Annotated in this window: 12 protein-coding genes; 4 read left to right on the top strand and 8 right to left on the bottom strand. The window is 60.1% G+C overall.

Annotation, left to right across the window (positions count from 1 at the left end; all coding sequences use genetic code 11):
• Window positions 1-62: 62 nt before the first annotated feature.
• Complete coding sequence (locus Q7W83_RS09020; RefSeq protein ID WP_150631107.1) at window positions 63-713, bottom strand: GNAT family N-acetyltransferase; 651 nt, start codon at window positions 711-713, stop codon at window positions 63-65.
• Between the two features lie 317 nt (window positions 714-1,030).
• Here Q7W83_RS09020 and xthA point away from each other — a divergent pair, with 317 nt between their 5' ends.
• Window positions 1,031-1,843: an exodeoxyribonuclease III gene (gene xthA / locus Q7W83_RS09015; RefSeq protein ID WP_150631106.1), complete on the top strand. Its 813-nt coding sequence runs from the start codon at window positions 1,031-1,033 to the stop codon at window positions 1,841-1,843.
• A gap of 194 nt (window positions 1,844-2,037) precedes the next feature.
• Complete coding sequence (locus Q7W83_RS09010; protein ID WP_150631105.1) at window positions 2,038-3,378, top strand: substrate-binding domain-containing protein; 1,341 nt, start codon at window positions 2,038-2,040, stop codon at window positions 3,376-3,378.
• Window positions 3,379-3,524: 146 nt separating this feature from the next.
• Here the strand turns inward: Q7W83_RS09010 and Q7W83_RS09005 are convergent, their stop codons facing one another.
• Together Q7W83_RS09005 and Q7W83_RS09000 are read right to left on the bottom strand one after the other, a co-directional pair.
• Window positions 3,525-4,043: an ankyrin repeat domain-containing protein gene (locus Q7W83_RS09005; protein ID WP_150631104.1), complete on the bottom strand. Its 519-nt coding sequence runs from the start codon at window positions 4,041-4,043 to the stop codon at window positions 3,525-3,527.
• Between the two features lie 96 nt (window positions 4,044-4,139).
• Window positions 4,140-5,978, bottom strand: coding sequence for a long-chain-acyl-CoA synthetase (locus Q7W83_RS09000; RefSeq protein WP_150631103.1), 1,839 nt, complete (start codon window positions 5,976-5,978; stop codon window positions 4,140-4,142).
• Window positions 5,979-6,310: 332 nt separating this feature from the next.
• Between Q7W83_RS09000 and Q7W83_RS08995 the strand changes: the two genes are divergently transcribed.
• Entirely contained in the window at window positions 6,311-6,589 is a 279-nt protein-coding gene (locus Q7W83_RS08995) for a DUF3509 domain-containing protein (protein WP_150631102.1), read from the top strand.
• Window positions 6,590-6,717: 128 nt separating this feature from the next.
• Here Q7W83_RS08995 and mtnC read toward each other — a convergent pair whose 3' ends face one another.
• The 5 genes from mtnC to aroC are packed head-to-tail and all read right to left on the bottom strand — an operon-like array spanning window position 6,718 to window position 10,852.
• Entirely contained in the window at window positions 6,718-7,401 is a 684-nt protein-coding gene (gene mtnC, locus Q7W83_RS08990) for an acireductone synthase (RefSeq protein ID WP_150653090.1), read from the bottom strand.
• Window positions 7,402-7,405: 4 nt separating this feature from the next.
• A complete protein-coding gene (locus tag Q7W83_RS08985) occupies window positions 7,406-7,951 on the bottom strand; it encodes a 1,2-dihydroxy-3-keto-5-methylthiopentene dioxygenase (protein ID WP_150631100.1) in 546 nt (181 codons plus the stop codon).
• A 12-nt stretch (window positions 7,952-7,963) separates the two neighbouring features.
• Entirely contained in the window at window positions 7,964-8,584 is a 621-nt protein-coding gene (locus tag Q7W83_RS08980; protein WP_150631099.1) for a methylthioribulose 1-phosphate dehydratase, read from the bottom strand.
• Window positions 8,581-9,726, bottom strand: a complete 1,146-nt coding sequence (locus Q7W83_RS08975; protein ID WP_150631098.1) for an MFS transporter — start codon at window positions 9,724-9,726, stop codon at window positions 8,581-8,583. Before Q7W83_RS08975 ends, Q7W83_RS08980 begins: the two co-directional genes overlap by 4 nt.
• Before the next feature lie 34 nt (window positions 9,727-9,760).
• Window positions 9,761-10,852: a chorismate synthase gene (aroC, locus tag Q7W83_RS08970; protein WP_150631097.1), complete on the bottom strand. Its 1,092-nt coding sequence runs from the start codon at window positions 10,850-10,852 to the stop codon at window positions 9,761-9,763.
• A gap of 83 nt (window positions 10,853-10,935) precedes the next feature.
• On the opposite strand from aroC, the gene Q7W83_RS08965 reads away from it, so the two are divergent.
• Window positions 10,936-11,934: an alpha/beta hydrolase gene (locus Q7W83_RS08965; RefSeq protein WP_150631096.1), complete on the top strand. Its 999-nt coding sequence runs from the start codon at window positions 10,936-10,938 to the stop codon at window positions 11,932-11,934.
• Window positions 11,935-11,936: the final 2 nt, after the last annotated feature.

Below are 11,936 nucleotides of genomic sequence, written 5' to 3'. Positions count from 1 at the left end.
GCGGATGCTATCACGAGCTTGGGAGCGTGATAGAGCCTCGCGCACCGCGAAAGTTCTACCGTTTATGCCGAGGCGGTTTGCAGCACCTGCGGGTTGGCGTGAAAAAACACGTGCTCGCGGATCGGTCCTACCGCCACTTCACCGATTTCCTCATAGCCCTGACGTTTATAGAACTCCAGATAACGCGGATTCCCGGTGTCGAGAACTACCCCCTGGGAATGCTCATCTACCGCGCACCAGTTATGGACTGCCTGCAGCAGTTGTTCGCCGAAGTGCTTGCCCTGGAATTGCGGATGAATCCCCAACAACGGCAGCAAGTGCACCGAGTCGGACGGCACGCACGCCATCACCGCGTCGTGGTATTCGAGGTAGCGGCGCGTGCAGCGAAACCCCGTGCTGAGCACCATCCGCAGGCGCCAGGCCCAGCTTTCGGTAATGCCGAGGCGACGTTGTGGCGGTGCGATCAGGGCAATGCCGATCAAACGGTCGTTGACCAGCAGGCCAATGGCCGGCAAATCCTGAAGAAAGTGCTGTTTGACCAGTTCGCGCACGGTGGCGCGGACCCGCTGTTCATAACCGGGGCGCTCGGCTTCGAAGAGGTAGCCGAAGGTCGGTTCGTGGCGGTAGGCCTGGTACAACAGGGAACGGGCTTCGCGGGAATAGCCGCTGTCGAGCATGTGGATATCGGCGATGGCGGTCGAGGTTTCGGGCATAACGGTTGATCTCCCCGGGACAGCTCAAATGGCTGTGCTCTTGTTGTTACGAGTTTGTCTGCGCCCATACAGTTCCTTGTTGATCCGGAATGAGTATTGGGGCCTAAGCCGTCTTCGCGAGCAGGCTCGCTCCCACAAAGGTATAGACCAGTCGCGATAACTTCGGCGTGACACCGATCAATGTGGGAGCGAGCCTGCTCGCGAAGAGGCCTTCAACGTCGACGCAAGGCTTGCTGACACACGCGAATCGTCTCACCCCAGACTGGCCCGATTCCCACAGGTCAGCTAGCATCGCCCTTTTGCCAGGACTGCCGACCATGAAGATCGTCTCCTTCAACATCAACGGGCTGCGCGCTCGCCCCCATCAGCTGGCGGCGCTGATCGAAAAGCATCAACCCGACGTGATCGGCTTGCAGGAAACCAAAGTCCATGACGACCAGTTCCCGCTGGCCGAAGTCCAGGCCTTGGGCTATCACGTGTATTTCCATGGGCAAAAGGGTCACTACGGCGTTGCCCTGCTCTCGCGCAAGGAACCGCTGGAACTGCACAAAGGTTTCGTCACCGATGAAGAAGATGCGCAGCGTCGCTTTATCTGGGGCACCTTCGCCGACGCCAATGGCGTGCCGGTGACCATCATGAACGGCTATTTCCCACAGGGTGAAAGCCGCGACCATCCGACCAAGTTCCCGGCCAAAGAGCGTTTCTACAACGATCTGCAGCACTTGCTGGAAAGCCAGTTCCAAAACGAACAGCCGCTGGTGGTAATGGGCGACGTGAATATTTCCCCGGAAGACTGCGACATCGGTATCGGCCCGGACAACATGAAACGCTGGCTGAAAACCGGCAAATGCAGCTTCCTGCCGGAAGAACGCGAGTGGATGGCGCGCTTGAAGAACTGGGGTCTGGTGGACAGTTTTCGCCACCTGAACCCGGACGTGGCCGACCGCTTCAGTTGGTTCGACTATCGCAGCCGTGGCTTTGAGGATGAACCCAAGCGCGGACTGCGGATTGACGTGATCATGGCGTCCCACGGCTTGTTGCCGCGGGTGAAGGATGCGGGCGTGGATTACGAACTCCGCGGAATGGAAAAGCCTTCGGATCACGCGCCGATCTGGCTTGAGTTGAGCTGATCCCCTCAACATCGACACAAATCAACTGTGGGAGCGAGCTTGCTCGCGATAGCGCACCGTCAGTCAATATCAATGTTGAATGCCAGTCCCTCATCGCGAGCAAGCTCGCTCCTACAATGTTGATAACTGTCATCTTTCGGAAATCTTACTGACTTATTCTCCCGGCACTTACTTTGTTCTTTAAAGGTGCCGGCATGACGCTGCGCGTTTTCTTCCTGTTAATGCTGTGCGCCGGGCTGCCCATCAGCGCGTCGGCCGGTGATTTGCCGACGCCCAAACAGGGGCCGGTGCTGCGCATTCAGGGCTCCAACACGATTGGTGCGGCATTGGGTCCGGCGCTGGTCGAGGGTTTGATGCGCGAGCAAGGCTTGCTCAAGGTCCGCAGCGAAGCGCCAGACACGGCCAACGAACTGCGCGTAGTCGGCGAAACCGCGCAGGGTCGCCGGGTCGAAGTGGACATCGCGGCCCACGGCTCCAGCACCGGCTTCACGGCCCTGAAAAATGCCACCGCGGACCTTGCCGCCTCTTCGCGCCCGATCAAAGACAGCGAACTGCTGGCCCTGCTATCCCTCGGCGATCTGAAGAGCCCCGGCGCCGAGCAGGTCATCGCCATTGATGGCCTGGCAATCATCCTTCATCCGCAAAACCCGCTGAATCAACTCAACACCGAGCAACTGGCGCGCATCTTCAGCGGCGAAGCCCGCACCTGGGAAGCGCTCGGCGGCCACGGCGGAGCGATTCATCTGTACGCGCGGGATGACCAATCGGGCACCTACGACACCTTCAAGGAAGTCGTCCTCAGTCGTCGTGGGAAAACGCTGAACAGTGCGGCGAAACGCTTCGAATCCAGCGAGCAATTGTCCGACGCGGTCAGCCTCGACCCGCAAGGCATTGGTTTTATCGGCCTGCCCTACGTGCGCCAGGCCAAAGCCGTGGCGATTGTCGATGGTCAATCCCAGGCCATGCCGCCGCTTAACAGCCTGATCGCCACGGAAGACTATCCGCTGTCACGACGGCTGTTCTTTTACCTGCCGCCCAACGGCAAAAATCCCTGGGCCGAAGCGTTGGTGGCGTTCGCGCAAAGCAGCAACGGCCAGGCCATTGTCGCGGCTAACGGGTTTATTGCTCAGACCGTCCAGGCCATGGCGGTCACACCGAATGCGTTGATGCCCGAGGGTTATCAGGCGCTCAGCCGCCACGCCCAGCGCCTCACCGTGAATTTCCGCTTCGAAGAAGGCAGCGCGACCCTGGACAACAAGGCCCGACAGGACCTGACGCGGGTGCTCGATTACCTCCAGCAGAACCAGAAAACCAACCGGCAGGTAACGCTGGTGGGGTTTGGCGATGCCAAGAGCGATCCGGCACGGGCCGACCTGCTGTCGAAACTGCGGGCCATGGCGGTGCGGCGGGAGCTGGTGAAACGCGGCGTGGTATTTCGCGAGATTCGTGGTTTTGGCGCCGAGATGCCGGTGGCGGCCAATAGTGCGGATGAGGGGCGGATCAAGAATCGGCGGGTTGAGGTTTGGGTTTATTGAAGTAAAGCGAGGGACCTTGGCGGCCGGGTTTATGTACATATCCGTTACCGCAGGAACGGATATGTACGCCATCAAAACCAGGCGTCTGTCACAAAGCCATCGCGAGCAGGCTTGCTCCTTCAGGGGTTCCGGGGTCAGACGTCCAGTCAGCCGAGCAGTTTCTCCAATTGTGCAGTGGTATCCACCGCACCCAACGTTTTCGCGGCATCCAGCGCAGACACCCCGTTGGCATCCTTGGCCTTCGGATCGGCCCCTTTGCTGATCAGGTAATCAACGATTTCCACGCGGTTGAACATCGCCGCCATCATCAACGCGGTGCGGCCGTCGAACGACGCCCCTTCCACCAGCGCACCACCGTCAACCAACGCCTTGACCACCGCCAGGTCGCCCTTGAACGCCGCGCCGGCAATCGGGCTCTGGCCGTTGTCGTTGCGGATTTCCGGATCGGCCTTGTGCTCGAGCAAGACTTTTACCGTCTCGACGTGGCCGTGATAAGCCGCCAGCATCAACAAGGTGTCGCCCTTGTGGTTGCGCAGGTTAGGCGGCAGACCTTTGGTCAACAGCGCAGCCATCATGGCCGCATCGCCCTCGCGCGCCTTGTTGAAAACCTGTTCGGCAAATTCGGCGGCTTCTTCGGGGGTCATCTGGCGGCTTTGATCGGACATTGGGGACTCCACTTACAGTTATTCGCAAAGCCGACAGTTTCCCGAGCGGCCCCGACACTGTCACTTGTTTTTTCTCAAGGCACGCCATAGCCACATTCAATAACGGTACTTGCCAGCGTGAATTTCCGTCAGCAACTGCTCGGTGACCTGCACGTAAGTCTCGGTCCCCGGCAGCCACGCGTAGATCGGATCATCGCCGGTTTTGCCAGGGTCGAAGGCTTCATCCTTGAGCCGGGTCTTCTGGTATTTGAAGGTGCCAGTGGTCTCCATCTTCACTTTCACCCGCAGGAACAGCGGCACCGCATACGCCGGCATTTGCTCGCGGGCGAAGGCCAGCAGCTCGCTGAAATCCAGGGTCGCCAGGGACTCGGCCGGTGTGATCGCCGCCATCCCGGCACGCCCGTTGGTGTTGCGGACCTCCACGCCATAAGCCACGGCTTCGGAAATGTTCGGGTGTTGCAGCAGGATGTTTTCGACCTCGGTGGTCGAGACGTTTTCGCCCTTCCAGCGGTAGGTGTCACCCAGGCGATCGACGAATTGCGCATGACCAAAACCGATGTTGCGCAGCAAGTCACCGGTGTTGAAGTAACGGTCACCCTTCTCGAACACGTCGTGCAGCACGACTTTTTCAGTCTTCTGCGGATCGGTGTAGCCATCCAGCGGCGCCTTGTCGTCGATCTTCGCCAGCAACAGCCCTTGCTCGCCCTTGGCAACCTTGCGCATGAAGCCATTGGCCTCACGCGTCGGCGCACCACTGTCGTGGTCATAGGCTGCCAGCTCCCAGGACATCAGGGAAAAACCGACAGTGTTGTTGAAGTTGAGGATGTTGGTGAAACCGATGTTGCCGTCGCTGGCCGCGTACAACTCGCAGATGTGATTCACGCCAAAGCGCGTCTTGAATTCGTGCCATGCGCCAGGGCGCAGGCCGTTGCCGATCATCTTCGTCACGCCGTGCTTGTTATCGTCGGCGCTGATCGGTTGATCCACCAGGTAGCGGCACAATTCGCCGACGTAACCGAGGGTGGTCGCGCGGTATTGGCGCACGTCGCTCCAGAACTGGCTCGCGCTGAACTTGCGGCGGATGGCAAACCCCGAGGCACCGCTGATGGCCGAGCCCCAGCACACGCAGAGTCCGGTGGCGTGATACAGCGGCAAGGTGCAATAGACGATGTCTTCGGGGCGCATGTCCAGCGCAATCAAACCGAAGCTCGCGGAACTGCGCATCCAGCGTCCATGCTTGAACACCCCGGCCTTGGGCAGCCCGGTGGTGCCCGAGGTGTAGATGTAGAAACACGGGTCGTCGAGAAAAACCTGCTGACTGCTGACCGGGTTGTCGCTGGGGCTGTCGGCAATCGCGCTCATCAGGTTGATGAAACCGTGGGGTGCAACGCCCGGTTGGCGATAGGTGTCCTGGTCGGCGACGAACCAGATGCGCGCGGCGTCGATCGAAACCCGCTCGCGCACCGCCGCAAATGCCGGCACCAATTCTTCACCGACAATGATCGCTGCCGGCGCCACCAGGTTCAGGCTGTGGGCCAGCGTATCGCGGGTTTGAGAGGTGTTGAGCAAGGCACTGATCGCGCCGACCTTGGCCACCGCCAGGATCGTCACCAACAGTTCCGGGCGATTCTCTATGAACACCGCGACCACGTCGCCCTTGCCGATGCCTTGGGCGATCAGGTGATGGGCGATGCGATTGGCCCATTGATTGACTTCGGAGTACGTGAGCACCACCGCGCCCTGCAGCAACGCCGGGCCCGCTGGATTGCGCAACGTCGCTTGTTCGAAAGTCCAGCCCAGGCCACACGGTTGGGTCGGGTCCTTGACGTTGGCGGCTTTCATGCCTTTCACCACCCGGGGGATGGCTCTGGCAATGGATGGCAGCTTGCGGAGCATCATGCCCCAAGTAATCGTGTCGTTCGTCGTGTGGCTCATGGGTGCTCCCGTTCGATCTTTTTATTGTCGGGCGACGGTGATTGAGCCCGAAAATACGTCAACGGTTCTTGAGCTGTACACGCGGTTTTTGAAATGTTTTGTATCCGCGTCGAAACACGATCCCCGAGGGGGTCAATGGTTCCATCGAATCGTCTTTAATCTCGCAAAATGCAGGATGCACGATGGCCATTCATGCAGATTGCACGAAAGCAAAAAATCGGTAGAAAATTAACTTATTGATTTATAACGATTTTTAAAAAAACAGGTGCTGGCACAATCACTGCAACTACCTCTGCATGCTTGCCATTCAAGAGCTTACGGAGCTGATAGACATGAACCTGATCCAAGAAAAATTTTCTTCCCTGTTCTCCAACTTCGAAGTCACCACCCAGGCACGTCCCGACGGTGGCATTCTGCTCACCTTGCGCAGCAGTGAAGGCAGAGTGTTCAAGCGCTCGGTTTCCTACCAGCAGTTGCATGCGGGCGATCAGCTGTCTTGGGTGATCAGTGCGATCCGCCGCGACCTGGCTGAACAGGCCAGCGAATTGCCGCAGATCTCCATGCTGCAAAGCCAACAGCGCTTTGCACTGCCGACGTATCACTCGGCATAAACATTCCAGCACTGTAAACAAACAGGCCGTGAGCGCTTTCGCTTCACGGCCTGAGTTGTTTTTGAAGCGGCACCCCATCCCCTGTAGGAGCGAGCCTGGTCGCTCCCACAGGGGATGTGTTTAGGCAGTTAGAACGTGGAAGGATCGATCCGGGCGAAGCTGTCGACGGTCACGTGTCCTGCCAACTCCCCGCCCTCTCGTGCCAACCCACAGGTCACCATGCCGGCCATGCGCGCCGCGTCCAGTTCCTCGACGATGTCCGACAGAAACAGAATCTGCGCCGCCTCAAGGCCGATGGCCTGGGTGATGCGCTGGTACGACTGCGCTTCACGCTTGGGCCCTGACGTGGTGTCGAAATAGCCGCTGAACAACGGCGACAAATCCCCCGCCTCGGAGCAGCCGAAGATCAGCTTCTGCGCCTGAATCGAACCCGAGGAATAAACAAACAGTTTGAAACCTTGCTGATGCCAGCGTTTGAGCGCTTCAACGGCGTCCGGGTACACGTGACCTTTCAACTGCCCGGCCTGATAGCCCTGCTCCCAGACCATGCCTTGTAACGCCTTGAGCGGCGTGGCTTTGCGGTCTTCGGCGATCCAGCCCAGGAGAATCTCGATAACGCGCTCGACGTTCGCGTCCGGCTCCTGATTGTCCCGGCGCACGGCGTCCAGCTGCTCCGCCACATCAGCGCGCGCGGCGTGCTGGCGAACGAAGTCCGGCAGGTGTTTGGCGGCGTAAGGAAACAGCACGTCGAACACAAAACTCACCGCGCTGGTGGTGCCTTCGATGTCGGTGAGAATCGCTTTGATCGGCATCGACTCAGTCCTCAAGACGCGGGAAGCGGCTGGCGATGTCTTCCCCGGTGAAATTGGCCACCCAGCCTTCCGGGTTGTTGAACAGCCGGATCGCGACGAAGTGCGGATGCTCACCCATGTCGAACCAGTGCGGCGTGCCGGCCGGCACCGAGATCAGGTCGTTCTTCTCGCACAGCACGGCGTACACGTAATCGTCGATGTGCAGGGTAAACAAGCCACGACCGGCGACGAAAAATCGTACTTCGTCTTCGCCATGACGGTGCTCGTCGAGGAACTTGGCGCGCAACTCGGCTTTTTGCGGGTGATCGCTGTTCAGGCTGATCACATCGACGGTGATGTAACCGCGTTCGGTCATCAGCCTGTCGATTTGTTCCTGATACGCGGCGATCACTTCTTCCTGACTGGCGCCGGGCTGGATTTTCGCCGCCGCTTGCCAGCGGTCGAAGCGCACACCTTGCTCGGCCAGGGTCGAGGCGATGTCTTCGAAATGGGTCAGCACCTTGTTCGGAATGTCAGGGCTTGAGACGTGGTAGACGGACAGGCTGCTCATCAGGGCAACTCCTTAACGGTTCAGGATCGAGCGCGTCTTCAACTCGCACTCGAACAAAAATTCAAAGGCCTCGATCTGCCGCAACGCATCACTCATGCGGGCGCCCCAGGTGTAGAGGCCGTGGCCGCGAATCAGATAACCGACACAATCGGGATGGGCGTCCAGCCAAGGCTGCACCTTGGCGGCGAGACGCGCAATGTCCTGATCGTTGTCGAAAATCGGCACGCGCACCCGGGATTCGTGGGTCGAGACACCGCTGAACGCCTTTTGCAATTCGTAGTCTTCGAATTCGATGAAGTCTTCCGGCGTGAGGCGCGACAGCACCGTGGCATTCACCGAATGGGTGTGCAGCACCGCGCCGATCTCCGCCCGCCAAGTATAGAGCTGGGTGTGCAGCAAGGTTTCGGCGGACGGTTTTTTGCCCGGTTCCAGACTGTTGCCCGACAGATCAGTGGCCAGCACATCGTCGACGCCCAACTGGCCTTTGTGCTTGCCAGACACGGTCAGCAAGGCTTCGCTCGGCGACAGTCGGGTTGAATAGTTGCTGCTGGTGGCCGGCGACCAGCCGCGACCATACAGAAAACGCCCGGCGTCGATGATTTCCTGGGCGAGGTGTTCACGGGTAAGGCTCATGGCCGGTCCTCTTGCATTCGTGTGGCAATGATAACGGCAGCCGCGAAGGCTGCCAGACTGGCAATACTAAAGGTGAACGAGGCCCCGAGGGCATTCCAACTGTAACCGGAGTACAACGCGCCCAGTGCGCCGCCGGTGCCGGCCAGTGCGGCGTACAACGCCTGGCCCTGCCCTTGCTGACGCGCGCCGAAGCTACGTTGCACGAACTGGATGGCAGCCGCGTGAAAGCTGCCGAATGTCGCCGCATGCAACACCTGGGCAAACAGCAGCACCGACAAGAATTCAGCGAACGAACCCAACAGCAACCAACGCAGCGCCGCCAGCAGAAAACTCGCCAGCAGCACCCTGCGTACGGAGAAGCGCGCAAGAATCTTGGTCATGGCCAGAAACATCAACACTTCGGCCACTACGCCGACCGCCCAGAGCAGGCCGATCAAGCCACGGCTGTAACCCAATCGCTCAAGGTGCAAGGTCAGAAAGGTGTAATACGGGCCGTGACTCATCTGCATCAGCGCCACGCACGCGTAAAACGCCAACACGCCGGGGCTGCGCAATTGCTTGAGAAACCCGTCTGCCGCCGGTCTTTCGCTCTGGACCGGTTGCGCGTTCGGCACCCACAGGCTGCTGACCACGATGCCGGCCATGATCAGCACCAGCGCCACCGGGTAAATGTCGAGGCTGAGCCATTCGAACAACCGCCCCAACGCAACCACGGTGATGATGAAACCGATGGAGCCCCACAAGCGGATCTGGCTGTAACGGGATGTCTGCCCCTTCAGATGCGCGAGGGTGATGACTTCAAATTGTGGCAACACCGCGTGCCAGAAAAATGCATGCAACGCCATGACCATCGCCAGCCAGGCGTAGGTTTTGCTGACGAAAATCAGCGAGAACGTCAGCAACGTGCAGACCGCACCGAAACGCACGATGGCCAGGCGCCGGCCGGTGTAATCGCCCAGCCAGCCCCAGATGTTCGGCGCGACGCAACGCATCAGCATCGGGATGGCCACCAGCTCGCCGATGCGCGCGGCGGAAAACCCCAGGTGATCGAAGTACAGCGCCAGGAACGGCGCCGTCGAACCGAGCAAGGCGAAATAGAACAGATAGAAACTGGAGAGCCGCCAGTACGGAAGCGCCGCCACTGTGATCAGACTGCAGCGGCTATCAGGCCAGCCATTAAAGCTGACCCAGCACCGGCGTGCTCACGTGCACATTGGCGTTCTGCCCGCGATGACGCAGCAGGTGATCCATCAGCACGATGGCCATCATCGCCTCGGCAATCGGCGTGGCGCGAATGCCGACGCACGGGTCATGGCGGCCCTTGGTGATGACATCCACCGGGTTGCCATGGATGTCGATGGAGCGGCCCGGCGTGGTGATGCTCGAGGTCGGCTTCAACGCCAGGTGCGCGACGATCGGCTGACCCGACGAAATGCCGCCGAGAATGCCCCCGGCGTTGTTGCTGAGGAACCCTTGCGGGGTCATTTCATCGCGGTGCTCGGTGCCGCGCTGGGCGACGCTGGCGAATCCGGCGCCGATTTCCACGCCTTTGACTGCATTGATGCTCATCAGCGCATGGGCCAGCTCGGCGTCGAGACGGTCGAAGATGGGCTCGCCGAGCCCTGGCATCACGCCTTCAGCGACCACGGTGATCTTCGCGCCGACCGAATCCTGGTCGCGGCGCAACTGATCCATATAGGCTTCCAGTTCTGGCACCTTGTCTGGATCAGGGCAGAAAAACGCGTTCTCCTCCACCGAATCCCAGGTCTTGAACGGGATTTCGATAGGGCCGAGCTGGCTCATGTAACCGCGAATGACGATGCCCTGGGTGGCCAGGTATTTCTTGGCAATCGCACCCGCCGCCACGCGCATGGCGGTTTCCCGCGCCGAGCTGCGACCGCCGCCGCGGTAATCGCGTTCGCCGTATTTGTGGTGATAGGTGTAGTCGGCGTGGGCCGGGCGGAACAGGTCCTTGATCGCCGAGTAGTCCTTGGACTTCTGGTCGGTGTTGCGGATCAACAGGCCGATCGAGCAACCGGTGGTGCGGCCTTCGAAAATGCCGGAGAGGATTTCGACTTCGTCGGCTTCCTGGCGCTGGGTGGTGTGGCGGCTGGTGCCGGGTTTGCGGCGATCGAGGTCGCGCTGCAAATCCTCCAGGGAAATCTCCAGCCCCGGCGGGCAGCCGTCGACAATGGCGACCAACGCCGGACCATGGCTTTCGCCCGCGGTGGTGACAGTGAACAGCTTGCCGTAGGTATTGCCGGACATGCAGGACGCTCCGTGAAATGAACCTGAATACGTAATGCGCGCCAGTATACGCAGGCTACCCAACTAGTTCATCCTCGAACCTTATGGGTGCCCGCGAGTCCAACCGGCATCTTGTTCATGATGGCGTGATGATGCTGCGAGTTTTAGCCTTGAGCCTTACCTTGTTTACCGGCTTTGTACAGGCCACCGTCCTGCAACGTCCGATCACACTGGATACCGGCACCGGGGAGCTTTTCGGCTCGTTGTTGCTGCCGAAATCCGACAAACCCGTGCCGGTTGTCCTGATCATTTCCGGCTCCGGTCCTACGGACCGTGACGGCAATAACCCCGACGGTGGACGCAACGACAGTCTCAAGCGCCTCGCCTGGGTGCTGGCCAAACACAACATCGCCAGCGTGCGTTACGACAAACGCGGCGTGGCGGCGAGCCTCGCGGCGACCCCGGACGAACGCAATCTGTCGGTAGAGGCCTATGTGGCCGACGCCGAAGCGTGGGGCCGCAAGCTCAAAAGCGATCCGCGTTTCGGGCAACTGATTCTGCTGGGCCACAGCGAAGGCGCGTTGATCGCCAGCCTCGCGGCGCCGAGCGTCGATGCCACGGCAGTGATTTCCATGTCTGGCAGCGCCCGGCCGATCGATCAGGTCCTGCGCCAACAGTTGAGCAATCGCCTGCCACCGCCGTTGATGCTGCGCAGCAATGAACTGCTCGACAGCCTCAAGGCCGGGAAAACCGATGACAACGTGCCGCCGCAACTTCAGGTGATATTCCGCCCGAGCGTGCAGCCGTACCTGATTTCGCTGTTCCGCCAGGACCCGGCGGCCGCGTTCGGCAAATTGAAGATGCCGGCGCTGATCATTCAGGGCAGCAACGACATCCAGGTCGGTGTCGGCGACGCCAGGTTGCTGCAAGCCGCCAAACCCGACGCCGAACTGGCGCTGATCGAAGGCATGAACCACGTCATGCGCATCGTGCCCAACGACGTCAAACGGCAATTGGCCTCTTATAAAGATCCGCAATTGCCGCTGGCAGCCGAGCTGGGCACGCGAATACTCGGATTTATTGACGGACTTCGCCCCAGTTAAGC

The sequence above is a fragment of the Pseudomonas sp. 300 genome (assembly GCF_055803035.1).
Note: the sequence above shows the minus strand (reverse complement) of the source record. Positions and strands in the feature narration are given on the sequence as shown.

Coding starts and splice junctions, on each gene's coding strand:
- Q7W83_RS09020 (WP_150631107.1), bottom strand. CDS start 713: ATGCCCGAAACCTCGACCGCCATCGCCGATATCCACATGCTCGACAGC.
- xthA (WP_150631106.1), top strand. CDS start 1,031: ATGAAGATCGTCTCCTTCAACATCAACGGGCTGCGCGCTCGCCCCCAT.
- Q7W83_RS09010 (WP_150631105.1), top strand. CDS start 2,038: ATGACGCTGCGCGTTTTCTTCCTGTTAATGCTGTGCGCCGGGCTGCCC.
- Q7W83_RS09005 (WP_150631104.1), bottom strand. CDS start 4,043: ATGTCCGATCAAAGCCGCCAGATGACCCCCGAAGAAGCCGCCGAATTT.
- Q7W83_RS09000 (WP_150631103.1), bottom strand. CDS start 5,978: ATGAGCCACACGACGAACGACACGATTACTTGGGGCATGATGCTCCGC.
- Q7W83_RS08995 (WP_150631102.1), top strand. CDS start 6,311: ATGAACCTGATCCAAGAAAAATTTTCTTCCCTGTTCTCCAACTTCGAA.
- mtnC (WP_150653090.1), bottom strand. CDS start 7,401: ATGCCGATCAAAGCGATTCTCACCGACATCGAAGGCACCACCAGCGCG.
- Q7W83_RS08985 (WP_150631100.1), bottom strand. CDS start 7,951: ATGAGCAGCCTGTCCGTCTACCACGTCTCAAGCCCTGACATTCCGAAC.
- Q7W83_RS08980 (WP_150631099.1), bottom strand. CDS start 8,584: ATGAGCCTTACCCGTGAACACCTCGCCCAGGAAATCATCGACGCCGGG.
- aroC (WP_150631097.1), bottom strand. CDS start 10,852: ATGTCCGGCAATACCTACGGCAAGCTGTTCACTGTCACCACCGCGGGC.
- Q7W83_RS08965 (WP_150631096.1), top strand. CDS start 10,936: ATGGGTGCCCGCGAGTCCAACCGGCATCTTGTTCATGATGGCGTGATG.